Source organism: Promicromonospora sp. NPDC019610 (assembly GCF_044389365.1).
GTDB lineage: Bacteria > Actinomycetota > Actinomycetes > Actinomycetales > Cellulomonadaceae > Promicromonospora.
The window spans coordinates 443,881-466,367 of the sequence record NZ_JBIRXX010000004.1; the positions used below are offsets into that span (position 1 = coordinate 443,881).

At 72.7% G+C, this 22,487-nt stretch carries 24 protein-coding genes; 6 read left to right on the top strand and 18 right to left on the bottom strand.

The features are described from left to right. Positions 1 to 2: 2 nt before the first annotated feature. From ACH45N_RS26870 to ACH45N_RS26890, 5 genes are all read right to left on the bottom strand, one after another. On the bottom strand, positions 3 to 1,301 hold the full coding sequence (locus ACH45N_RS26870; protein WP_397399168.1) for an erythromycin esterase family protein: 1,299 nt from the start codon (positions 1,299 to 1,301) through the stop codon (positions 3 to 5). An 80-nt stretch (positions 1,302 to 1,381) separates the two neighbouring features. Then, positions 1,382 to 2,242, bottom strand: coding sequence for a GntR family transcriptional regulator (locus ACH45N_RS26875; RefSeq protein WP_397399170.1), 861 nt, complete (start codon positions 2,240 to 2,242; stop codon positions 1,382 to 1,384). Positions 2,243 to 2,244: 2 nt separating this feature from the next. Then, positions 2,245 to 3,288, bottom strand: a complete 1,044-nt coding sequence (gene pdxA, locus ACH45N_RS26880; RefSeq protein WP_397399172.1) for a 4-hydroxythreonine-4-phosphate dehydrogenase PdxA — start codon at positions 3,286 to 3,288, stop codon at positions 2,245 to 2,247. Continuing rightward, positions 3,285 to 4,520: a four-carbon acid sugar kinase family protein gene (locus tag ACH45N_RS26885; protein WP_397399174.1), complete on the bottom strand. Its 1,236-nt coding sequence runs from the start codon at positions 4,518 to 4,520 to the stop codon at positions 3,285 to 3,287. The genes pdxA and ACH45N_RS26885 overlap by 4 nt, the downstream gene beginning before the upstream one ends. Further along, positions 4,517 to 5,554: a 2-keto-3-deoxygluconate permease gene (locus ACH45N_RS26890; RefSeq protein ID WP_397399176.1), complete on the bottom strand. Its 1,038-nt coding sequence runs from the start codon at positions 5,552 to 5,554 to the stop codon at positions 4,517 to 4,519. The genes ACH45N_RS26885 and ACH45N_RS26890 overlap by 4 nt, the downstream gene beginning before the upstream one ends. A gap of 151 nt (positions 5,555 to 5,705) precedes the next feature. On the opposite strand from ACH45N_RS26890, the gene ACH45N_RS26895 reads away from it, so the two are divergent. Continuing rightward, entirely contained in the window at positions 5,706 to 6,875 is a 1,170-nt protein-coding gene (locus ACH45N_RS26895; protein ID WP_397399178.1) for a VanZ family protein, read from the top strand. Here the strand turns inward: ACH45N_RS26895 and ACH45N_RS26900 are convergent. From ACH45N_RS26900 to idi, 8 genes are read right to left on the bottom strand one after another with little or no spacing between them, the layout of a single operon-like run. After that, positions 6,839 to 8,176 (bottom strand): TIGR01777 family oxidoreductase, encoded by a 1,338-nt coding sequence (locus ACH45N_RS26900; RefSeq protein ID WP_397399180.1) that lies wholly within the window; start codon positions 8,174 to 8,176, stop codon positions 6,839 to 6,841. The genes ACH45N_RS26895 and ACH45N_RS26900 overlap by 37 nt on opposite strands. A gap of 9 nt (positions 8,177 to 8,185) precedes the next feature. After that, positions 8,186 to 9,046 (bottom strand): prenyltransferase, encoded by an 861-nt coding sequence (locus tag ACH45N_RS26905; protein WP_397399182.1) that lies wholly within the window; start codon positions 9,044 to 9,046, stop codon positions 8,186 to 8,188. Beyond that, positions 9,036 to 9,353 carry a lycopene cyclase domain-containing protein gene (locus ACH45N_RS26910; RefSeq protein ID WP_397399184.1) on the bottom strand — a complete coding sequence of 106 codons (318 nt, stop codon included), beginning with the start codon at positions 9,351 to 9,353 and terminating at the stop codon, positions 9,036 to 9,038. Before ACH45N_RS26910 ends, ACH45N_RS26905 begins: the two co-directional genes overlap by 11 nt. Further along, positions 9,350 to 9,694 carry a lycopene cyclase domain-containing protein gene (locus ACH45N_RS26915; RefSeq protein ID WP_397399186.1) on the bottom strand — a complete coding sequence of 115 codons (345 nt, stop codon included), beginning with the start codon at positions 9,692 to 9,694 and terminating at the stop codon, positions 9,350 to 9,352. The genes ACH45N_RS26910 and ACH45N_RS26915 overlap by 4 nt, the downstream gene beginning before the upstream one ends. Continuing rightward, on the bottom strand, positions 9,691 to 11,256 hold the full coding sequence (crtI, locus tag ACH45N_RS26920) for a phytoene desaturase family protein (protein ID WP_397399188.1): 1,566 nt from the start codon (positions 11,254 to 11,256) through the stop codon (positions 9,691 to 9,693). Before crtI ends, ACH45N_RS26915 begins: the two co-directional genes overlap by 4 nt. Beyond that, positions 11,244 to 12,134 carry a phytoene/squalene synthase family protein gene (locus ACH45N_RS26925; RefSeq protein ID WP_397399190.1) on the bottom strand — a complete coding sequence of 297 codons (891 nt, stop codon included), beginning with the start codon at positions 12,132 to 12,134 and terminating at the stop codon, positions 11,244 to 11,246. The genes crtI and ACH45N_RS26925 overlap by 13 nt, the downstream gene beginning before the upstream one ends. After that, the gene (locus ACH45N_RS26930; protein WP_397399192.1) at positions 12,131 to 13,174 is read right to left on the bottom strand and encodes a polyprenyl synthetase family protein; all 1,044 of its coding nucleotides are present in this window, start codon (positions 13,172 to 13,174) and stop codon (positions 12,131 to 12,133) included. The genes ACH45N_RS26925 and ACH45N_RS26930 overlap by 4 nt, the downstream gene beginning before the upstream one ends. Next, a complete protein-coding gene (gene idi / locus ACH45N_RS26935) occupies positions 13,171 to 13,731 on the bottom strand; it encodes an isopentenyl-diphosphate Delta-isomerase (RefSeq protein ID WP_397399194.1) in 561 nt (186 codons plus the stop codon). The genes ACH45N_RS26930 and idi overlap by 4 nt, the downstream gene beginning before the upstream one ends. A gap of 170 nt (positions 13,732 to 13,901) precedes the next feature. On the opposite strand from idi, the gene ACH45N_RS26940 reads away from it, so the two are divergent. From ACH45N_RS26940 to ACH45N_RS26950, 3 genes are read left to right on the top strand one after another with little or no spacing between them, the layout of a single operon-like run. Then, positions 13,902 to 14,801 (top strand): ATP-grasp domain-containing protein, encoded by a 900-nt coding sequence (locus ACH45N_RS26940; protein WP_397399196.1) that lies wholly within the window; start codon positions 13,902 to 13,904, stop codon positions 14,799 to 14,801. Between the two features lie 4 nt (positions 14,802 to 14,805). Next, positions 14,806 to 15,531 carry an aminoglycoside phosphotransferase family protein gene (locus tag ACH45N_RS26945; protein ID WP_397399198.1) on the top strand — a complete coding sequence of 242 codons (726 nt, stop codon included), beginning with the start codon at positions 14,806 to 14,808 and terminating at the stop codon, positions 15,529 to 15,531. Between the two features lie 47 nt (positions 15,532 to 15,578). Continuing rightward, positions 15,579 to 15,983 carry a GNAT family N-acetyltransferase gene (locus ACH45N_RS26950; protein ID WP_397399200.1) on the top strand — a complete coding sequence of 135 codons (405 nt, stop codon included), beginning with the start codon at positions 15,579 to 15,581 and terminating at the stop codon, positions 15,981 to 15,983. A 23-nt stretch (positions 15,984 to 16,006) separates the two neighbouring features. Here ACH45N_RS26950 and ACH45N_RS26955 read toward each other — a convergent pair whose 3' ends face one another. Then, on the bottom strand, positions 16,007 to 16,300 hold the full coding sequence (locus ACH45N_RS26955; protein ID WP_397399202.1) for a DUF4287 domain-containing protein: 294 nt from the start codon (positions 16,298 to 16,300) through the stop codon (positions 16,007 to 16,009). Then, positions 16,300 to 16,632, bottom strand: a complete 333-nt coding sequence (locus ACH45N_RS26960; protein WP_397399204.1) for a cupin domain-containing protein — start codon at positions 16,630 to 16,632, stop codon at positions 16,300 to 16,302. The genes ACH45N_RS26955 and ACH45N_RS26960 overlap by 1 nt, the downstream gene beginning before the upstream one ends. An 85-nt stretch (positions 16,633 to 16,717) precedes the next feature. On the opposite strand from ACH45N_RS26960, the gene ACH45N_RS26965 reads away from it, so the two are divergent. Beyond that, complete coding sequence (locus ACH45N_RS26965; RefSeq protein ID WP_397399206.1) at positions 16,718 to 17,698, top strand: DUF5937 family protein; 981 nt, start codon at positions 16,718 to 16,720, stop codon at positions 17,696 to 17,698. A gap of 17 nt (positions 17,699 to 17,715) precedes the next feature. Here the strand turns inward: ACH45N_RS26965 and ACH45N_RS26970 are convergent, their stop codons facing one another. The 3 genes from ACH45N_RS26970 to ACH45N_RS26980 form a co-directional block, all read right to left on the bottom strand. Next, positions 17,716 to 18,495 (bottom strand): class I SAM-dependent methyltransferase, encoded by a 780-nt coding sequence (locus ACH45N_RS26970; protein ID WP_397399208.1) that lies wholly within the window; start codon positions 18,493 to 18,495, stop codon positions 17,716 to 17,718. A 77-nt stretch (positions 18,496 to 18,572) separates the two neighbouring features. After that, positions 18,573 to 19,301 (bottom strand): hypothetical protein, encoded by a 729-nt coding sequence (locus tag ACH45N_RS26975; protein WP_397399210.1) that lies wholly within the window; start codon positions 19,299 to 19,301, stop codon positions 18,573 to 18,575. 405 nt (positions 19,302 to 19,706) lie between these two features. After that, on the bottom strand, positions 19,707 to 21,182 hold the full coding sequence (locus tag ACH45N_RS26980; protein WP_397399212.1) for a hypothetical protein: 1,476 nt from the start codon (positions 21,180 to 21,182) through the stop codon (positions 19,707 to 19,709). 957 nt (positions 21,183 to 22,139) lie between these two features. Here ACH45N_RS26980 and ACH45N_RS26985 point away from each other — a divergent pair. Next, on the top strand, positions 22,140 to 22,481 hold the full coding sequence (locus ACH45N_RS26985; RefSeq protein ID WP_397399213.1) for a hypothetical protein: 342 nt from the start codon (positions 22,140 to 22,142) through the stop codon (positions 22,479 to 22,481). Positions 22,482 to 22,487: the final 6 nt, after the last annotated feature.

Consider the following 22,487-nt stretch of genomic DNA (forward strand, 5'->3'; position numbering starts at 1 on the left):
GTCTAGCGCTGCTCCGGCATCGGGATCCACGTGTGCCAGGGCGTCACCCGGTCCACGTGCACGACGGCGTCGAACGCCCGGCGGGCGTCCACGAGCTGCAGCTCGGTCCCGTTGTGCGTGCCGCGCGTCGCGTCCAGGGCCGCGGCGGCCGCGCCGTCGGCCGTGCGCAGGTCCACGTAGTACGAGCCGAGCCCGGGCGCGGCCAGCGCGGCGTCCAGGCTCGTCGGGTCGAGCGCGCCGAGGTCCTGGGTGAACGGCGTGGAGTGCCCCGGGGCGTCGTCCGGCCCCGGGCGGTGCAGCCACGCCGTGCCGCCGCCGAACGTGGTGCCCAGCACCACCAGGTCGTCCCCGAGCCGGTCGGCGAGCTCGCGGCCCGTCGTCGTCATCGGCTGCGGCACGAACGGCGGCGCGTGGAACGGGATGCGCTGCACGTGGCCGTTCGCCGCCGCGACCACCACGCGCGGCTCGCGCTCCAGCACCCACTCCACCGTGTCCGCCATGGTCACGTCCCGGATGTTGCCCGGCGGGTAGGCGCGCGTCGCGCCCGCGGGCATCGCCGCGAGGAAAGCGTCGGTCTGCCGGGCGACCCGCGCGGCGTGCTCCGCGAACGCCACCTCCCGCGGGTCCGCTCCGGCCTCCAGGTAGTCGATCCGGCGGGCGCGGACCCGCTCGGCCAGCTCGCCGACGAGCGCCGTCAGCGCCGCCCGCTCGGCGGCCGGCAGCGCGATGTACGCGTGCAGCGCGGGCGCCGCCTGGGCGATCCCCGACCGGTCGGCCGGGAGGTAGTCGAACAGCGGCAGCAGGTCCGCGAGCACGTGCGCCGCGTACCCCGGGTCGACGTCGGCGAGAAAGGCCTCCACCGCCTCGACCGCCGGCCGGGCGCTCGCCGCCGAGTCCGGCACGTCCGCCCCGTAGAACCGCACGCCGCCGTCCGTGCGCAGCCAGGCCAGCAGGTCGAGCATCTCCTGGCACCGGCCCATGCTGTAGGTGACGCCGCGCTCCAGCACCTCGCGCACCGGTCGCGTGCTGCGGCCCGCGATCCAGTCGTCCACGAGCCGGGCCTCCGGGAAGCCGGACTCCATCACGTACGCCGTGAACCCGTGCCGCGCCAGGAACCGCAGGATCCGGTGCCGCACCAGGTACATCTCGTGGATCCGGTGCATCGACTCGCCGACTGCCACGACCCGCGCGTCGCCGACGATCTCCAGCAGCGGCAGCAGGTCGGCGTCGTCGGCGTCCGGGTCCAGGGTGGCCAGCCGGCGCGCGTTCGCGCCCAGCCAGGCGGTCAGGTCATCGCTCACCCCCGGAACGTAGCGCCTGCCCGACGCCGGACGGCGTGCTGTGCGCTCAGGGCGCAAGTGCCTCGGCCTGCCGGTGACCCTCAACGGCCCTCGGCGCGCTCCAGCTCCCGGGCCAGGTCGAGCATCTCGCGGCCGAGCGCGTCCAGCCGTTCGCGGAGGCTCGTGGTGCCGTCCGGCGCGGCGGGAGCGGAGGCGCTCGTCCCGGCCAGGCCCGCGGCGTCGGGCTCGCGGATGACGGTGATGTCGAAGACCACCCGGTCCGCACGGTGCCAGGTGCGGAACACCTCGACGGGCCGGGCGGCCTCGTCGGTGCTGGTGCCCTCGAGCAGCAGCAGCGGTGCCCCGGCGGCGACCTGGAGCAGCTCGGCCGTCTCGCCGTCGGCGCTCACCGCCCGCACCTGCCGCTTGCCGGCCACGACGTGCGTGCCGAACCGGCGCTGGATCGTGGCGTGCAGCGACGTGTCGGTCAGCTCCTCGGCGGTCAGGTCGCCGAGCTCCTCGGGCAGCCAGGTCTCGATGAGGGCGAGCGGCTCGTCCCCGGCGCTGCGCAGGCGCCGCAGGCGCAGCACGCGGTCGGAGGCGAGGACGCCGGTCGCCTCCGAGGCCGGCTCCAGGCCGAGCTCCAGGATGCGCGTGGTGACGTGCACGCCCTCGCCCTCGACCTGGGTCGACAGGCCTGGCACGCGCTGCACCAGGCGGTGCAGCTCGCCGCGCTCCCGGACGGTCGTGCCCCTGCCCCGACGGCGCTCCACGAGCCCCTCCTGCTCCAGTGCCGCCAGGGCCTGGCGGACCACGGAGCGGGAGACGCCGTAGCGTTCCTGCAGCTCGGCCTCGGTGGGCACCTGCGCGCCGGGCGCGAGCGTGCGGCCCAGGATCTGCGCGCGCAGCTCGCTGCCGATGCGCCGGTGGAGGGGCTGACCGTCGGGTGCGGGGCGGGCCACGGTCAGCCCGCCGCGCTCGGCGCCGTCTGCTGCGCCGTCCGCCAGACGTGGTCCCAGCCGGGCGCGAGGCCGGCCGCCCGCTCGATCGCGAGCACGAGGCTGGCCTCCCGGGCGATGCCCTGGCCGGCGATGTCGAACGCGGTGCCGTGGTCCACGGAGACGCGGACCACCGGCAGGCCCACGGTGATGTTCACGCCGTCGTCGCCGTACACGGCCTTGAACGGGGCGTGGCCCTGGTCGTGGTAGCAGGCGACGACCATGTTCCACTTCCCCTTGACCGCGGCGGGGATGAGGGCGTCGGCGGGGAGCGGGCCGTGGGCGTTGAGGCCGCGGGCACGCGCCGCCTCGACCGCGGGGGCCAGGACGTCGGCGTCCTCGTCCCCGAACAGGCGGTTCTCGCCGGCGTGCGGGTTCAGGCCGGCCAGCCCGATGGCCTCGTCCGGGCGGCCGAGCGCCGCCGTGAACGCGCCGGCCAGGTCGAGCACGGCGCGGGTGCGCTCCGGTGTGATGTCCTCGATGGCCTGGCGCAGCGAGACGTGCGTGGTCAGGTGGAAGAAGTACAGGTCGCCCGCCGACAGCACCAGGCTGAAGTTCTTGACGCCGAACTCGTGGGCCAGCAGCTCCGTGTGCCCGGGCCACCTGTGCCCGCCCGCGTGCATCGCGGCCTTGTTCAGCGGGGGTGTGACGATGCCGTCCACCTGCCCCTCCCGGGCCAGCCGGCAGGCCTCGACGACGAACCGGTACGCGCCGTCGCCGGCCGCCGCGCTGATCTCGCCGACCGGCACGTCCGCCAGCGACGGTCCGGTCTGGAGCAGCTCGATCGTGCCCGGCGTGTTCGTGGCGTCGGCCGGGGACGCGATCACGCGGACCCGCTCCGGGTCGCCGCCGATCGCGGAGACGGCGCGGCGCAGTGCGTCCGCGTCGCCCACGACCACGGGCACGCACAGGGCGCGCAGGTCGTCGTGGCCGAGCAGGGCCTTGGCCGTGATCTCCGGGCCGATGCCTGCGACGTCGCCGAGCGTGACGGCGAGGGTGGGGATGCTCAAGGGTTTACCTCCTGGTGCGAAGAGTACGATCTCAGGCTTTCGAGGACGTCGACGACGGTCCGGCGGGTGCCGAACCCGCCTGCCTTGGTGACGACGACGGTGCCGTGCGCCGGCCCGCCCTCCAGCCGGCCGAGCGGCACGCCCTCGGCGACGGAGCCGGCCACCCGCACGCTGCGGGCCCCGAGCCGGGCGAGCACGGCGCGGGCGCCGTCGCCCCCGATGAGGACGACGGCGTGGGGCCGGGTCCGCTCCGTCACGGCGGCGACGAGGTCGGCCAGCTCGGCCGCCGCGCGGCCGGCGCGCTCCCGTCCGGTGCCGGCCGGCCCCGTGGGCTCGGCGGTGCGGACCAGCACGGTCGCGGGCAGGTCCGTACCCAGCGCCCGGGCGGCCGCCTCGTCCGGCCGGGTCCCGGCCTCCGGGATGACCAGCAGCGTGCCGGGCTCGGCGCGCAGCAGCTCGTCGGCCTGCCCGCGGGAGACCTCGTTCAGGGAGCTCAGCACCACGAGCGTCCGCCCGACGGCGACCCGGGGCCGGTCCGGCGCGGCGCGGTCGCCGCCCCAGCGCGGGGCCAGGGCCGCGGCCAGCCCGGCGGAGCCGACCGGGACGGCGCGGGCGCCGAGCAGCACGACGGCGTCGGCGAGGCGCTCCAGCCCGGCGTCGTCCAGGGCGTCGACCACCACGGCGTCCGCGGCCGCGCCCGCCGCGGCGAGGCGGTCCGCCAGGGCCGCGGCGTCGCCGTCGGCGGGCACCCGGACGGCGCCCGGCAGCAGCGCGGTCAGGTCGCTCGTGCGGACCGGGGTGACGGGGTCGTGCCCGGCGCCCGTCGCGGCGACGGGCACGCCGCCGACCAGGAGCACGCCCTCACTGACCGTCCGCCCCAGGGCGGGGTAGCTCGGGCAGACCACGGCGAACGCGCCGGTGACCCGCTCGCGCCAGGCCGCCAGGGCCCCGGTGACCTGGGCCGCGGCGCTGCCGCGCATCGTCGAGTCGATCTTGACGTAGAGGCGCCCGGCGTCGGCCAGCGCCCGCACGGCGGCCGCGGTGGCGGCCGCCGCGGGGCCGTCGTCCTGGGCCCGCGCGTCGGTGACGACGGCGACCGCCGCCCGCTCGCCGGCGGGCAGGTCCCGGCCGAGGGCCAGGTGGCTGGTCCAGCCGGCGCGGGCGAACTGCACCACGCAGTCGCCGGCTCCGGTCAGGTCGTCCGCGACGACCCCGACGGTGTGCTCGCTCATGCGGTGCCGCGCCCTTCGCCGGCCGGGGCCGGGGCCGCCTCGGCGGCGTCGTCGTCCGCCGGGGCGAGGCCGCCCTGGCGCTTGAGCACGATCGTGGCCAGGAGCGGCGCCAGGACGGCGCTGACCAGCACGGCCGAGGCGACCTGCGCGGTGGCGACCGCGACGTACGGCTCGAAGGTGGGGTCGACCCCGCCGATGATCGCGGGCGTCGCGACGGCGTTGCCCGCCGTGGTGGCGGCGGCGATCGCGATGCCAGACCTCACGCCGCGCCGCAGGATGAACCGGTAGCCCGAGTAGGTCAGGGCGGCGGTCAGCAGCACGGCGAAGACGCCGACGAGCAGGCCGCTCGCGCCGCCGGTCACGACGTCGCGCAGGTTGATGCCGGTGCCGAGCGCGAACGCGAAGAACGGGATGACGATGTTCGGCACGGGTCGCATGGTCTCGGTCCAGCGCGGGTCGAGGTTGCCCACGACGAAGCCGAGCACCAGCGGGATGACCGCCGCGAGGAACGCCGTCAGGGGGATGTCGGCCAGGCCCGAGGCGCCGAGGAAGAGCATCGAGATGAACGGGCCGTCGTTCAGGGCCGAGGCCATGTAGGCGCCACGGTCGCGCTCGTCGCCGTACTTGCCGGTGAACGCGAGCCACAGCCCGCCGTTGCTGTTGTCGATGGTGGCCATGAGCGCCAGGATCGAGACCCCGAGGAAACCCTCGATCCCGAAGATGCTGCCCGCCAGCGCGACCAGCCCGGCGGGGATCAGGGACTTCGTCAGCAGCAGCGTCCCGGTGGCGGCGAGCACCGGCCCCGACGTGCGCGCCGTGATCTGCATGCCGGTCGCGAAGATGAGCACGGCGATGAGCGGCAGCGCCGAGTCCTTGAACAGGGCGGTGGTGAACGAGCCCAGCTCCAGGAAGCCGGGGAAGAACGTCCCGACGATCGAGCCGAGGACCAGCGGCACGAGCATGAGCCCGCCCGGGATCTTGTTCATCCAGTCGTAGAGGGGCACGGTCGACCTCGGTGTCAGTCCGGCATCCATGGCGGAACCTCTCGTTGTGCGCGACCGGCGATGGCCGCAATTGTCAGGACAAGAAAGTACGGACAAAGTACGGGACGGACCGGGCGGGGGCAAGTCCCCTGCGTACGGGCCCCCGCGCGCGCAGGATTCACCCGGCGCATAGCGTTTCCGGGTGACCGACGTGTGGACGTGGCCGGCCCGGATCGGCGTGCTGATCGGGACCGCCCTCTTCGTGGCCCTGCTGATCCCGATCCTCGTGATCCAGGTGCGCCGGTACGGCGCCATCAGTCCCGCCCGGCTGCTCGGCGCGGCGGCGCTCGCCGTCTACGGCACCGCGCTGGTGGCGTACACCCTGCTGCCGCTGCCGTCGGGTGATCTCGCCGCCTGGTGTGCGAGCTACGGGTACGACGGCGCGCAGCTCAGGCCGCTGCAGATCGTCTCGGACGTCCGCGAGCGCACCGCCGGCCTGTCGCTGGGCGCCGCGGTGCGGGACATCTCGGTGCTCCAGGGTGTGTTCAACGTGGTGCTGTTCGTGCCGTGGGGCGTGCTGGTGCGCCGTTACCTGGGCTGGGGGCTGCTCGCGTCCGCGGCGTCGGCGCTGGGGGCGTCGCTGCTGATCGAGGTCACCCAGCTCACCGGCATCTTCGGGCTGATCCCGTGCTCGTACCGGCTGGCCGACGTCGACGACCTGCTCACCAACACCCTGGGCGGCGTGGTCGGCGCGCTGATCGCGCCGTGGGTGCTGCGCTGGATGCCGGGCGCCCGGACCCTGGCGGCGGGCCGCGGCACGCCGCGGCCGGTGACGCTGTGGCGGCGCTGGTTCGGCATGGCCGTCGACTACCTCGCGTACGTCTCCCTGGGCGGCGTGCTCGCCCTGACCCTGGGCCTGGGGTACTACCTCGTGACGGGCCGCGCGCCCGCCGACTCCCTGGCCGTCTGGCTGTGCACCAGCGTGCCGGCGTGGGTCGTCGTGTTCGTGCTGCCCCTGGTCACGGGCGCGGGGGAGTCGCTGGGGCAGCGCACGGTCTGGCTCGCCGTCGTGCGGCCCGACGGCGGGACGCGCCTCGCGCCGTGGGCCCGGGTGCGGCACGGGCTGGCCGGGGGAGCGCTGTGGGGCCTGCTCCAGGCGCTGGGTGACGCCGCGACCATGTTCGACGTCGGCGCGCTGACCCCCGCCCGGGGCCTGGCCACCACGGTCGCGACCGTCCTGGTGCTGTCCGCCCTGTTCACACGGGGGCGGCGCGGGCTCTCCGGGAAGGCGGCCCCGTACCTCCTGGTCGACGCGCGGTCCCTCGCGCCCGAGGGTCAGGCGCGGGTGCGGGGGTCCCGGCCGAGCAGGTGACGCAGCGCCGGCTCGAGCGTGGGGTGCCGGAACCGGTGGCCCAGCGCCAGCAGCACCTCGGGCGAGACCCGCTGGCTGGCCTGCGCCAGCTCGTCCGCGCCCTCCTGGCCCAGCAGCAGCCGCGGCCCCAGGTCGGGCACCGGCAGCAGAGCGGGACGGCGCAGCACCGCGGCCAGCGTGGCGGTGTACCCGGCGTTGCGCACCGGGGCGGGCGCGACGGCGTTGACCGGCCCGGACAGCCGCTCGTCGTACAGCGCGCGGTGGTAGACGTCCACCAGGTCGTCGATCCCGATCCAGGACTGCCACATCTGGCCGTCGCCCAGCCGGCCGCCCAGGCCCGCGGCGAACAGCGGGTGGAACAGCCGCAGCGTGCCGCCGCGCGGTGACTGCACCAGGCCGGTGCGTACGTTCACCACGCGCAGGCCGTCGGCGGCCGAGGTCGCCTGCTCCCAGTCGTCGACGACGTCCGCGAGGAACCCGTCGCCACGTTCGCTCGTCTCGGTGAGCACCTCGTCGCCCCGGTCCGGGCCGTAGTACCCGATGGCCGACGCGCTGACGAAGACCCGCGGCCCGTCGGCGGTGCGGCCGGCGAGCGCGGCGAGCGCCGTCGTCGGCCCGATGCGGGAGCCGCGGACCGCGGCGCGGTGCGCGTCGGTGAACCGGCCGGCGATCGACGCGCCGGCGAGGTGGATGACGGCGTCGACGCCCCGCAGGAGGTCGTCGGCGGGCACCTCCGGGTCCCACTGCCGCTCGTCGGGGCCGTGCGGCGCGCCGCGCACGAGCCGGATCACGCGGTGGCCGGCGGTGGTCAGGAAGGGCACCAGGGCGCCGCCGACCAGCCCGTGGCTGCCGGTGACCGCGATGACCTTCGGCCAGTCGCCGGCGTTGCGGGCGGACGCCTGGGCCGCGAGGTCCAGGCCGAGCTGGCGGTGCCGGTAGGCGAACATCGGCCGCAGCACGGCCTCGGGCACCCGGGTCTCGACCGTGTCGGTGACCCGGGTTCCGCCGCCCTCGTCGTGGAACTCGTGGGTGTGCCGCCAGGGCACCACCCAGCGCAGCGGGGCGGAGACCAGCTCGTCCACGAACCGCTCCGGCGGCTCGTAGCCGCTGTGCCGGGCGACCCAGCGCAGCCCCACCGGCAGCCGCAGCACGGCCGCGCCGCCCGCGAGCGTGGATGCCTCGCGGACCACGTGCAGGGGCGACCACGGCGGGGTGAGTCGCATGATCGCGCCGGGTCGCTCGTGCCAGGCGAACACCTCGGGGCGCGGGTGCCCCACGACGCTCGAGTACGTCAGACCCATGGTTCCTCCCTACAGGTAGCCCGCCGCCGTCGCGATCAGCAGGATCGTCACCGCGGCGCCCGCGGCGTAGTTGACCCACAGGAAGTGCCGCCAGCCGCCGTTCGCCCGCGCGGAGTCCTCGTCGCTCACGGCGGCGTACGGCGCCGCGAGCACGAGGTAGGGGACGGCGAGCAGGCCCAGGAGCGCGGTGGGCCACCCGGTCGTGAGCATCAGCAGGCCCGCGACGACCCACGCGCCCAGCGCGAGCCGCACGGTGGTGGCCGCGCCGAACGCCGTCGCGATCGAGGAGATGCGGCCCTCGCGGTCGGGTACGACGTCCTGCACCGCGCCGAAGGCGTGGCTGGCCATGCCCCACAGCAGGAACGCACCGAGCACCGCGAACGTCTGCGGTGTCGGGTCGGCCTGGGCCAGCGCGAGCCCGTAGACCGCCGGGCTCACGAAGTGCACGCTGGACGTGAGGGAGTCCAGCACGGGCACCTCCTTGAACCGGAACGGGGGCGCGGAGTACGCGACCAGCGCGAACAGGCTGACCGCCAGCACCGCCCACGACGCCGGCGGGCCGAGCACCACGAGCACGGCGACGAACGGCACGCACGTCGCCACGGAGGCGACGAGGATCGGCCGGTGTCGCCGGGGCGCCAGCAGGGCGCCCTCGACGCCGCCCTTGCGGGGGTTGCTCAGGTCGGACGCGTAGTCGAACACGTCGTTGATCCCGTACAGCGCCAGGTTGTAGGGCACGAGGAAGAACAGCGTGCCCACGACCAGCGCGACGTCCACGGTGCCCGTGGTCAGCAGGTAGGCGGCCGCGAACGGGTAGGCCGTGTTGATCCAGCTCAGGGGGCGCGACGCGCGCACCAGGTCAGCGAGCACGACGACTCCTGAACAGGGTCCAGAGGGCGGGCAGCAGGATGACGCCCGCCAGCGGGTAGGCGAAGTCCTCGATCGGCGCGAGCCCGACCCGGAGCCCGGAGATGTGCTCGTCGGCGTACGTGAACAGGCCGCTCGCGATCATCACGTTGTCGAAGACGGCGGTGAGCACGAGCAGGGCGACGGCGGCCAGCACGAGCGGTCGCCAGCCGATCGGGCGGGTCCCGGTCAGGCGGGCGCGCAGGTGCGCGATGACCGCGACCGCCACCGCCACCGCGAGGAAGGCGCGCGTGAGGAGCAGGTAGGTCATCGCAGGACGTCCTCCCGGTCCCGGGCCCGGACCCGGCCCAGCACCCGCTGGGCACCGAGGGCGAGCACCATCGTGACCTCGCAGAGGAAGGCCAGGAACACGATCTCCTCCACGGGCAGCTCGGGAGCGAGCATGAGCCCGGTCATGTACGGGCCGGCGCCGTGCAGGAAGATGCCGAGCCCGATGCCCGCCAGGTCCCACACGAGGAAGAACGCCGTACCCGTGACGAGCACGGCGGCCGCCCGGACCGGGGCGTCCCAGAGGAAGAGCCGGAACCGGCGGTCGACCACGAGCACGCCCGCCGCCGAGACCAGCAGCACGGCGAGGTACACGAAGCTCATGACTCCTCCCGCAGCGGCCCGGCGCTGGTGTCGCCCCGGAGCCGCTTGACCACCAGCTCCGCGCTGATGAGGCACATGGGCAGGCCGATCCCGGGGATCGTCGTCGCCCCCGCGTACAGCAGGCCCGAGACACGCGACGACGCGTTGGACCCGCGGAACATCGCGCTCTGCCGCAGGGTGTGGCCCGGGCCGAGGGCGCCGCCGCGCCAGGCGCCGAGGTCGCGCTCGAAGTCGGCAGGCCCGATCGTGCGCCGCACGACGACGCGCTCGGCGAGGTCCGGGGTGTCCGTCCACTTGGCGATCTGCGCGATCGCGTCGTCCACGACCTGTTCCACGCCGAACGCCCCGGCGCCGTCGACCCCGCCCGCGCCGATCGACGTGTCCGCCGGCACCGGGACGAGCACGAACAGGTTCTCGTGCCCGGGCGGGGCGACGGCGTCGGTGGCGCTCGGCTTGCAGACGTACAGCGACGTCGGCGTCCGCACGGACGGGTTCGCGCCGTAGATGGCGTCGAACCCCTCCTGCCAGTCGCGGGCGAACAGCAGCGAGTGGTGGGCCAGCTTCGGGAGCTCGCCGCGCACGCCCAGCAGCGCGAGCACGGCGCCCGGGCCGGGGTCTCGGCGCTTCCACCAGCGGTCGCTCCTGCTGCGGTGCCGCGGGCCGAGCAGCTCGTGCTCGGTGACGCGCAGGTCCGCGGTCGAGACCACGACGTCGGCGGCCACGTGGCGGGTGCGGCCGTCCGGGCCGGTGACGTCGACGCCGGTCGCGGCGCCGTCCGACACCGTGATGCGGCGCACCCGCTGGCCGGTGAGCAGGCGGGCGCCCTGGCGCTCGGCGAGGCGGGCGACCGCGTTGATGACCGCGCCGAACCCGCCACGCGGGTAGAGCACGCCCTGGGTCACGTCGAGGTGGCTCATCAGGTGGTACATGCTCGGCGCGGCGCTCGGCGACGTGCCGAGGAAGACCGCGGGGTAGCCGAGGATCCGGCGCACCCGCTCGTCCGTGGTGTGGCGGGAGATGAAGTGGTCCAGCGACTCGCCCAGCAGGCGCAGCAGCCGCGGGGCGCGCCGCACGACGTCCGGCGCGAGCAGCGGCCTGGGGGAGGCGAACGTGGCGTACAGGAACCGCTCGGTGGCGATCCGGTACGTCTCGGCGGCCGAGTCCAGGTACGCGTCCAGCCGCGGGGCCGACGCCGGGTCGAGCGCGAGCAGGGCCTCGCGCGCACCGTCGGCGGGCAGGTCGAAGGGCTCGGTGTCGTCCTCGAAGAACACCCGGTAGGAGGGGTCGAGGCGCACCAGGTCCAGCTCGTCGGCGGCGCTCGTGCCCAGGAGCCGGAAGAAGTGCTCGAAGACCTCGGGCATGAGGTACCAGGACGGGCCGGTGTCGAAGACGAACCCGTCGCGGTGCCAGCGCCCCGCGCGTCCGCCCAGCTCGTACCGGGCCTCCAGCAGCGTGACCGACGCGCCCTCGCGGGCCAGGAGGGCGGCGGTCGCCAGGCCCGAGATGCCGCCGCCGATCACGACCACGCGCCGGCCGGGCTGCCCGTCGTTCATGCCGCCCATCGCGCGCCCGTCCGGGTAGCCGCGAGCGTGGCGACGACGATGCGCAGCTTGACGCCGGCCGGCACCGAGACCCGTCGCACGTGCAGCTGCGCCGCCGGCATGTCGCGCAGCCGGTCGTTGAGCTCGGCGAACAGGCCCGCCGCCAGTGCCGTCGCCCGGCGCGGCCCGACCGGCAGCAGCGGCAGCACGGCCCGCGCGGCGGCGAGGTCGGCGTCGATGTCGGCGACGACGGCGGCCTTCCTGTCCTCGTCGAGCAGCTCGGGTCCGGCACCCGGGAAGTAGGTACGGCCCAGCCGCTCCTGGTCGTCGCCGAGATCGCGCAGGAAGTTGATCTTCTGGAATGCCGCGCCGAGCCGGCGGGCGCCCTCCTCCAGCCGGGCGCGGACGCCGGGCGGTACGGGGTGGCCGTCCAGGAACGCGCGCAGGCACATCAGGCCCACCACCTCGGCGGAGCCGTGCACGTAGGCGCGGTACTCGTCGTCGCCGAGGGCGACCACGGGGTCGAGGTCGCGGCGCATGGACGCGAAGAACGGGCGCACCAGCGTCTCGTCGATGCCGACGGCGCGCGCCGTCGTGCCGAAGGCGTGCACCACCATGTTGGTGCTGAACCCGCGGCCCAGCGTCCGGTACGTCTCCTCCTCCAGCGCGTCCAGGGCAGCGCGCCGCTCGGCGTGCGCGAGCCCGGCCTCCTGTGCCGGCCCGTCGACGATCTCGTCGGCCACGCGCACCAGCGCGTAGATGTCCTCGATCATGCCGCGCGTCACGGGCGGCAGCAGCCGCGTGGCCAGGCTGAACGACGTCGAGTAGGCGCCGATCACCTGGGCCGCGGCCGCGTGGGCGGTGTGCGAGTACAGGGCCAGCGAGGACGACGGGATCACGACTCACGCTCCGCGAGCCGCACGGCGAGCCCGGTCAGCTCCCGCTTCAGCACGGTGGGCAGCTCCGACCGCTCGACCATCGCGACGGCGGCCCGCCGCTTCGCGTCGACGAGCTCCGCCACCGCCGCGCGGGCACCGCTGGCGACCAGGGCGGCGCGCAGCAGGTCGGCGTCGGCGTCGTCCAGCTCGGGTCGGCCCCACAGGTGCCGCACCGCCGTCCACTCCGGGTGGCCCTCGGCGCAGGCGACGAGCAGGGTGCGCTTGCCCTCGCGCAGGTCGCCGGTCGTGCTCTTGCCGGTGCGGTGCGGGTCGCCGAACACGCCGAGCAGGTCGTCGCGCACCTGGTAGAGCATGCCCAGCGCGATGCCGACCTGCTCCAGCTCGGCCGAGGCCTGCGGGCCGGCACCGGCCAGGGCGCCGCCGGCCCGCAGGGGCCCCGCGAAGGAGTAGCTGCCGGTCTTGTTGGCCATCATCCGCAGCACCCGGTCGGGGGTGGCCGGGGCGGTGCCCAGGCCGAACGCGACGTCGTCGTGCTCGCCGGCCGCGGCGCGGAACAGGCTCTCGGCGATGATGTCGGTCAGCTCGGCGCGGCCGTCGGACTCGATCCGGCCCACCAGGGCGTACGCCGAGCTGAGCAGCAGGTCGCCGCCGAGGATGCCCGAGGCGGTGCCCCACGCCGTCGCGGCGTCGTCGGACAGCCCGTCCTGGGTCGCGTCCCCCGCGAACTCGGCCGCCAGGTTGGGGCGCCCGCGCCGGGTGAGGTCCCGGTCGAGGATGTCGTCGTGCAGCAGCAGCGCCGTGTGCACCAGCTCGAAGGCGGCGGCCGCCACGGCGGCGTCCTGCGGGTGCGGGCCGCCGAACGCGGCGTGCGCGTCGAGCAGCAGGCGGGGGCGCAGGCGCTTGCCGCCCTCGCTCGACCGGGCCAGCCGCCGCCACAGCAGCGCGTAGTGCTCCGCGAGGGGGGTGGCGCGCCGGACGTGTTCGGCGAAGAAGCCCGTGAGCACCACGTCCACGGAGTCGTGGGTCAGCATCTCGGTCATGGCCAGGACACGTCTCGCGTGGGCCGCACGGCCAGGGCGGCGTACAGCGGCATCTCGTCGGCCTGCTCCACGAACCAGGGCGAGAAGGCCCACGGCGCGGCGCGCAGGGCCTGGCCGAGCGCGCCGCCGTCGACCCACCGGGCCTCCATGGCCTCGTACGGGTTGACCTGCGGCTCGTCCTCGGTGACCGCGACGTACACCGGGCACAGCTCGTTCTCCACGATCCCGCTGGCGTCGACGGCGCGGTACCGGAAGCGCGGCAGCTCCAGGCGGAGCTCGCGCAGGTTCAGGCCGAGCTCGTCCTGCGCGCGGCGCAGGACGGCCTCCTCGCTGGGCTCGCCCGGCTGCGGGTGGCCGCAGAAGGAGTTGGTCCACACCCCCGGCCAGGTCTGCTTGTGCAGGGAGCGCCGCGTGACGAGCACCTCGCCCGCCGGGTTGAGCACGTGGCACGAGAACGCCAGGTGGAGCGGCGTGTGCTCGGAGTGCACGGCACTCTTGAGCTCTGACCCGACGGGAGTGCCGTCGTCGTCGAGCAGGACCACTCTCTCGGTCGTCACTGTGACCCCTTCGTGATTTTGCTAGCCTGGCTATATTCAAGCACAGGAAGCAGTTTTTCTCACTGCCGATTCCGGACAGATCGCGCGGTGGGTTGAGCGAGTTCGGAGCTGTCGACGATCTGGATCGAATCTCGTGGCAGCGCGCACCGACCGCTCGGTACCGTCCAGCCATGGCTGCGCCCCTGCTCCTGGTCCCGTCCGACCCGCTCGCGCCCCGGGCCCCTGACGAGCACTTCGCCCGGGAGGTCGAGGCCGCACGGGGCGGCGGCCTGACGGTCGCCGTGGTGGACCACGATGCGGTCGTCGCCGGAGAGCTCCCGGCGGCGGTTCGGCAGGTGCCGGCGTCCGACGTCGCGCGTACGGCCTGGTATCGCGGGTGGATGATCTGCTCGTCGGCGTACGCGCGGCTCGGCTCCGCTCTGGAGGCGCGAGGGGTCCGCCTGCTGACGAGTCCCGCTGCCTATGCGGCCGCGCACGAGCTGCCCGGCTGGTACGACGCGTTCGCGGGTTCGACGCCCGCCAGCGTCTGGTCGCCGTGGGAGCCCGGTCGGACGCCGACGCCGGCTGACGTCGGGCCGCTGCTCGAAACCCTGGGCGGGGGCCCCGGCGTCGTGAAGGACTACGTGAAGTCGCGCAAGCACGAGTGGGACGAGGCCTGCTACGTGCCCGACCTCGCCGACATCAACACCGCGACACGCGTGGTCGCGCGAATGGTCGAGCTCCAGGGCGATGGCCTGGCCGGCGGGATCGTCGTGCGAGCCTTCGAGCCGTTCGTGACCGACGGCGGGCGCGCTCAGGAGGTTCGGGTCTGGTGGGTGCTGGGCGCGCCGGCGCTGGTCACGCCGCATCCCGATGCTCCCGCGGGCTCGGATGCCGACGTGCCCGCAGGGGTGCTGGACGCCGTCGGGCGGAACGTGGCGGCCTTGGGCGCTCCGTTCGTGACCACGGACCTCGCGCTGCGGGCGGACGGTGTCTGGCGCGTGATCGAGGTGGGGGACGGCCAGGTCAGCGATCTGCCCGGTGGTCAGGATCCGGCGCCGCTGCTGCGGGCCCTGGCTGCGGCTGGGTGAGGGGGTGGAGAAGCGCGTGGACGGTTCTCTGAGCGGCGGACGGCGCTCGCCGTCGGTCGAGCGGCGGGCCGGCGAGGTGCTGCGAGCGCGCGGGGCCGGAGCCGGCGACGTCGCCCGAACCCTCACCGAGCTGGAACGGTTGGGCTACCCGTACGCTCCGCGGTACCTGGGGCGCGCGGCGGACGGCCGCGACCGCCTCTCCTACATCGAGGGCGTGACGACGACCCATCCCAGCGAACGCGCCGAGACGTCCTATGCGCGTGGGGGAGCGATGCTCCGTCGACTGCACGACGTCACGCGCGGGACGGCGCTCGCCGGCGACGGCGAGTGCCTGACCCATTGGGACCCGGGACCGTTCAACACGGTGTTCAGCGGGGGCGAGCCAGTCGCGTTCATCGACTGGGACACCGCCGGCCCGGGCGAGGCCCTCGCCGACCTGGCGTACCTCGCGTGGACCTGGTGCGTGCAGGCCGTAGGAAATGTGGCCGTGCCTGACCAGGCGAGGCGGTTGCGGCAGGTGCGGGATGGGTACGGGTTGGCGCGTGATGTCGACCTGCTCGGGGCCGTGCTGCGGCAGCAGTCAGGGGTGATTGCGCGAAGCGAGTCCGCCCGGCGAACGGCGGATGCCCATCTTGGTGCACTGCACGCGGCGGCCCGGGACTGGGCGACCGCGGACAGAGCTCTGGTGCTCGAGAACATCGCGGTGTTTCGAGGGGCGCTCGACGGCTGACGTGCGTGAGTGAGGGGAGCAGGGCTGGCCCGGCATAGGGTGCCGCGGTGGACATCGCCCTGACCGTCCGCGGCGCCGTCGACGACGCCGCGCTCTCAGCCCTGCACGCCCGCGCCTTCGGGAGCCCGTCGGCGGCGGTGACGCCGTGGACCGAGCGACTGACTCGGCACAGCCTGACCTGGGTCACGGCGCTAGACCCCGCGGGGAACCTCGTCGGGTTCGTCAACGTGATCGGCGACGGCGGTGCGCACGCGGTGCTGCTCGACACCGTCGTCGACCCCGAGCGTCAGGGACAGGGCATCGGCCGCGCGCTGGTCGCCAAGGCCGCCGACGCCGCCCGCGACCACGGCTGCGAGTGGCTCCACGTCGACTTCGAGGAGGACCGGGCACGGTTCTACCTCGACGCCTGTGGCTTCCGGACGACGGCGGCGGGGCTCCTGCGTCTCGCGTAGGCCCCGGCCGCCGGCTCGGCGCATCACCAGTCCGCGGGCCGGCTGTCCTTCCCGTCGAGCCAGAGGCGGTCGCTCGCGTCCCGATGTGTGCCGGACGTGCCGACATGCTTGCTGCTGATCCGGTCGCCCTTGGTGATGACGTGGGTGACCGCCGTCGCGTGCCCGTGGCCCAGCCCGTAGGTCTCCTTGAGCCACGCGACGACCGGCGTCGCCCTGCTGTCCGGACCGAAGCCCTGCGCCCGCGCGAGCTCGACGAGCTGCCGCGGGGTCAGCCCGGTCTTCGTCTCGGCGTTGTCGAGGTAGGCCTGGAAGGACATCAGCGGTTCTCCTGGATCATCGTGTCCGAGGCGTGGATGCACATCATGCGCAGCGTCCCGGTGCCGGTGTTGGTGAAGCCGTGCCAGACGTCGGGCTGGACGACGGCGGTGTCGCCGGCCCGGGCGACGACCGTCTCGTCACCGATGGTGATCGTGGCCTCGCCCTCCAGGACCGACCAGGTCTCGCTGTACGGGTGGCGGTGCAGCCCGGGCCCCTGGCCGGGGTCGTTGGTGACGAGGAAGAACGAGATGCCCGAGCCGTGGTCGCGGCCCTCGTAGCGCAGGGTGCGCGAGCCGGGGATGCGGATCGTGTCGGCGGAGACGGTGGTCATGTCTGCTCCTTGCTTCGGAGCCGGCCCGTGCGGCCGGCGTGTTCCCAGCCTCGTCGGGACGGCGACGGCGCACTACGGTTTCGACGTGCATCGAAACATGGTGGAGTTCCGGCTCGCGCCCGACGACATCTCGGCGATCCGGTTCGGCGTCTCGCCCGGTCACGAGCTCGCCCACGCGGTCCGGGTGCTCGTGCAGCCGAGCTACCACCCGCTCCAGTGGGGCTGGCTGCGCCGGGCGCGCACCGACGTACCGCAGCGCGCGTTCGACCTGATGAAGCTGCTCGTCGGACCCGACGGCTACATGCCGGACTTCCTCACCTCGACGCCCGGCTGGGACCTGAGCCCGGACGAGGAGCTGGCTCGCCTGCGCGAGGCCGACCTCGGGCCGCTGCGCGTCGACCTCCTCAAGCGCGTCGACCGGACGGGCGGGACCGAGCAGCGCCTGCTGCGTGCCCTGGCGGACGATCCGGAACATGCCCGCTCGGCCGCCGCCGAGGCCTGGGAACAGTGCTGGGACGCGTTGCTCGCCCCCTATTGGCCGCAGCTGGGAAGGATCCTGCGGGCCGACGTCGGGGTGCGCTCCCGGCGCGCGACGACGGACGGCCTCGGCGCGATGGTCGAGACCCTGCACGAGGCCGTGAGCTGGGCGCCGCACGCCGTCCGGGTGCGGCTGCGCATGCACGGCGAGGTGCTCGACTGCGCGGGCAGCGGCCTCGTCCTGGTGCCGTCCGTGATGGCGCCCCGGTGTTCCGTCGTCACCGAGCCGCCGGCCCAGCCCACCCTTTTCTACCCGGCGCTCGGCGTCTCCGAGCGCTGGGCCGACGACGGTCCCGGTACCGCCGAGGCGCTCGCCCGGCTGCTCGGGGCGGGCCGGGCAGGAGTGCTGCTCGCCCTGGGGTCGCCGCTGTCGACCAGCGAGGTCGCCGCCGCCTGCGGCCTCGCCGTGTCGACGGCGTCGCACCACCTGGCGCTGCTCAGCGGTGCCCGCCTGGTCGACGCCCGCCGCGACGGCGCACGCGTCCTGCACGTCCGGACGCCGCTGGGGGAGGCGCTGGTCGGGGGTTGACGGCGGGACGGCGGACACTACGCGGTGGAAGGGCTGGGCCGCGTCGTCGCGACGACCGTCCAGGCCGTCGCGGACACCTCGAACGGCCCCGCGGAGAGCAGCTCGCGGCAGCGTGCCTCGACCGCCCGCCGGGCGTCGGCGTCGAGGCCGGCGACGTAGTCCCCGGCGAGCCCCACACCCAGGGTGTACGGCTCCCACCACTCGGCGAAGCCGGCGTACGCCGAGGTGACGGTGAGCTCGTGGGAGCGCACGTCCTGCAGGCCGGCGGCCCGGAACAGGTCGGCGAGCTGGCCGGTGCGGGCGCCGACGGCCCCCGCCTCGTCGAACGCACCCGGGTCGACGTCCCGGGCGGCGCGCCAGAACATGGACAGCGGCGCTCGCTCGCGGCCGAAGTCCCAGACGCTCGCGGAGACCGAACCGCCCGGCCGGGTCACCCGGGCCATCTCGCGCAGACCCGCCACGGGGTCGCTCATGAAGGGCACGACGAGCTGCGCGAGCGTGAGGTCCATGGCGCCGTCGTCGAACGGGAGCATTTCGGCCACACCCTGGCGGACGTCGACGCCGGGACACCGCCTGCGGGCCGCCTCGACGAACGGGACCGACGGATCGACCGCGGCGACAGCCTCCGGGCCCAGCCGGACGACCAGCCGCTTGGTCACCGCGCCGGGCCCGCACCCGACGTCGAGCGCACGCTGCCCGGGGCGGGGGTCGACCAGGCCGACCAGCTTGTCCGCGAGCGGCTCGGAGTACCTGCCCATGAAGCGCGTGTACGACTCGGCCGCGACGTCGAAGGCCATGGGTCGACTCTACGACCGAGCGCCGGGAGGGTGACCTGCGTGAACTTCCGCTGAGACCAGTCCTAGCGCCGAGGCCATTACGGCCCGGTCCGGTCAGTGCAAGTCGGTTCGAGGCGCATCTGGAGCGTTTGGAGCCGGACGCCGACGACCCGGAACTGTGCCTCGATTCCAGGCTCCGGCCAGGACACCCGGTTCTGAAAGAACCACATGGCGTCCACAAAGCCGTGGATCGGTTCGTGACCGATGTCGACGTAGGTACCGGCAGTGCCGGCCGGCCAAGGGTTGGCTCGGAAGGTGCCCTGAACGAGGGATCCGCAGGGGAATGGCCCGGTCGTGGTGCGTGCGCGGTTGCGGAAGGCTCTGGCCTGCCGGAACACGCGGTCGAACTCGTCGGCGCGGACCGGGATCGCATCAGAAGGTGGGTCGACGACGCCTTCGGCGGGTACACCGTGGACAGCCTCGTAAAGCTGAACTCCGAGGAGTCCCGCCCTGTCTCGTGTCGCCAGCAACTCATCGGTGCGCGCGGCGACGATCGGCTCGTCACCGCGCAGGACCACATGCCGAATCGTCGGGGATGCGGCGGCTACCCCGATCTGGGTCGAGTGTTGGCCGACCGGCGGGATCGCCCAGGTCCTCGTCCAGTCCCCCACGGTTGTCGAGCCGACGTTGACACCTGGGGCATCACTACGGTCGGCGGCGGCGCTCGCGGGAGCTGATGCGGCGGACAACCCCACGATGAGGGCGAGGGCGCTGAGGAGCGTCGCGAGCTGGACGGGCAGTCGGGTGAAAGTCAGGTGTGATCTCATGACAGCCAGGATGGAGGCCACGAGCCGGCCGAACCAGGGACTTCGGTCGGCTCCGAAAGTCACGGCGCGTAGTGCTGACGCCCATGTGTGTCGGGACCGTGCGTAGGAAACAGCGAAGCCCGGAATCCAATGGATTCCGGGCTTGGTTGCTCCCGCGGTTGGACTTGAACCAACGACCGTCCGATTAACAGCCGTTCTCACGGATGCTGGCACCCGAGAACAGGGCTCAGAACTCGGTACAGCGTGTCCATGGGTGTCTGCCGGAGTCCGGCGTTGTGGCCCGGGGTAGACCCTCACTTCCACCCTCATGCGGTCAGTCAGCCGAACTCGGAGCATACGAATTCGGACGGTGTAGGCAGCCCGGGCGGTTGTCGCCGGGACGTGGCCGCCCAGCCCCCAACCTCGCTAGGAGTCAGCGAACTCTGGGTCCTCCTCGCCGACAAGCGTGTCCGGAGCGTCGGGCCTCAGGTTGCTCGCGGACTTCTTTGGTCGAGCGTCGACCCACGCGCTGTGGATATCGAAGCCAGTCGCGCGTCGAAGCGACCGTGTGCGAGCCGAAAGTTCGGACGTTCGCTTTTCTTGGGTGCGGGTGTCTGCAAATCTCACCGCTAGGAACCACCCCCGCGAGCACTCGTCGCTCTCCATGTAGGAGAGCAATTGTTGCTCAAGTCCGTTCCAGAATTCGCCGTTGTCCATCTTCTTCACCTCCATGAGCGCACGCTCACTGGCGGTGCGCGTGAAGACGAAGTCGACCGGGCCTCGGCCGAGTTCAACTTCCCGGTCCAGTCGCACGCCGTAGGCCTCGCAGTAAGACTGAACCACGCCCTTGTAGAGCAGTTGGATTCCGAGTTCTTTCTTTGGGCGCTTGGTGTCATCGTTCCACAGGAGACGCCAACCGCCCTTCTCCTCGACGAAGAGTCGGAACTTCTCATTGACCATGCCAATGAACTGATCGATGTCCCTGGCCGTCGGTGTGCCGGTAAAACCAAGCGGCAGATCCTGCGCAGTGCTGCGTGTGTGAGCCCTCCACGAATGCAGACCCTCGGGATCGCTGTCCACGTCGTAGGGCTTGGGTGGCTGATCCTCCTTGACCTCGGTCCACTCGCGCACCTTTTCTGGGTAGCGCCGAGCCAGCGCAATGATGTCTTCCTTCTTCAACTTGCTGGCGAGGTCCATATTGACGTCGTCGCGGAAGTACGGCTCCGCCCATTTCCACCACTCTGCTGCATCCAGCGTTGGAAGTTCTCGCAGGAACCGCTTCGGTGTCAGCAGCACTGCCTCTCCCGTGTCAGGGTTAACGGGCAGCTCGAACCTCGCTGAGACCCATTGAAGCCGATGCTCGTCAAACTCCGCGTGCGGCACTTCGGTCTCAACAAGCGGGACTCCTAGTTCTCTGCAAACGTCCTGCGTGTATGCGATGAAGTCGGGCTTCAGGATGTTGGCGGCGATGTCAGAGATTCGATCCTTGCCGATGCGGTCGACGAGGACGCCGAGTTCCTCAAAATGGTGCAGATCCTCCAGTCCTCGCTTGATCGCTTCTGCCATCGCGCCGACGATTCGACGAGCAAAGCCCTCGGCTGTTCCGGAACCTTTCCTGCTGCTTGCGGTATAGCCCAAACCAAATTCGCTTGGCTCAGGGAACACCATCAACCGAACCGTTTTGCGGTATTGGAGACTGTCAGGGCGGTCTTGGTGCCCTGCAAGAATTTCGAACCCGTCCTGAAAATACTGGGCGATCTGGTCGGCCGCGGATACCCAGCGTCCGCTAGTCTCCTTATAAATCAGAAACGGGTCAATGAATAGTTGTGTGTCAACCTCCATGAGTGGGTCGAACCACTCCGTGTCGGTCGCATTGACTCCGAAGACCTCCGAAAAATACATCCCGCTCCTCCCAACCCAGTTGCGGAAGAACGTACCGTCTGGCAGGGCGCTCGTCTTCGACGTTCCCGGGTGATTTGTGGGGGGCGCCTTCCTCGAAGCGAGGCGAAACGCCGCCCAGGACCCCGCCAGTGAGTGACCGCTGGCGCGCAAACGCTCTGGGCTGACGGCAGCTCAGGTGGTCGGGGCATGTAGAGCGAATAGCTCCAGCAATGCCAAGGACGATGACCTCACCCCGTCGGGTGGGGCCATCGTCCAATCGGCGGCGTGCTTTATGCGACGGAGGTCACGGATCGCTTGCCGCGCCGAAACGGGTGCGAGCGGATCTTCGCCGGTGGCGGCTCCTCCGCTTTGAGGAGCGCGGCAAGCGTCTCGGCTAGTTACTGTGACGGAGATCACAGGCAGCGCTTTGGCAGTACACAAGCCGGTGCGCGGGGCTAAACCATGTGTAGCGCTGTGTAGCTATGCGTAGCGCTGTGTAGTGCCGTGTGGCGCGTCGGCGGTACACATCCGCCCGCCGCCCTTCCATGCATTCGGCAGAACCGTGCTTCTGCTGATGACAGTGTGTGTGGCCCGTGGTTCCATTCCATCAACGAGGCGGCCCCACCTGCTTGCGACAGGTGGGGCCTGGTCGCCTCGTATCCCGAACGCCATCGAGAAGTGAGGAACTGTGACGAGTTTAAGCACAGACATCCGCGACCGACATCAAGGATGGAATCGAGTACGGATCCTGGTACTGGCCGGAGCGATCGTTTCGGTGGTCTGGGATCTTGACGGGAGCGGGGAAGTGGCCCTCGCTACGGCGGCGCTGGTGCTCCAGATCGTCGAGATGACGTCCCCGGATCGCGTGTAGTGCGGGGCCCCGCCTCTTGCAGGTGGGGCCCCTTCGTAAGGGCTTCCGGTTCCGTGTACCCAAACTGGCTAGTACATGTGTTCGGGTCTGGGTGCATACTGATCCCCATGAACGGCACGGCCCATGTGGGCGATGCGGGGCGTGAACGGGACAGGCAGGCGCAAGAGCGCCGGATCGCGTCCTGGCGGAAACATGGCCTGGAGGAGCGGGGATGGGCGGCTGAGCGGCTGATCGAACATCAGGGTCCGGCGTCAGTCCCGGCAGTCAGGCTGCCGCAGCCGATCCCTGCCCGATGCACCGCCCAGGCTTACGACGGCACTGTCGTGACGATGGTTGGCGAGGTTACCCATGTTCGCGGCCCGTGGCGGAGCTTCACCGCGGAGTACCCCGGCTGGGGTGAGTGGTCAGCCGTTGTGCACCGCGACGCGTGCGAGTATCTCGACCGGTGAAGCCTG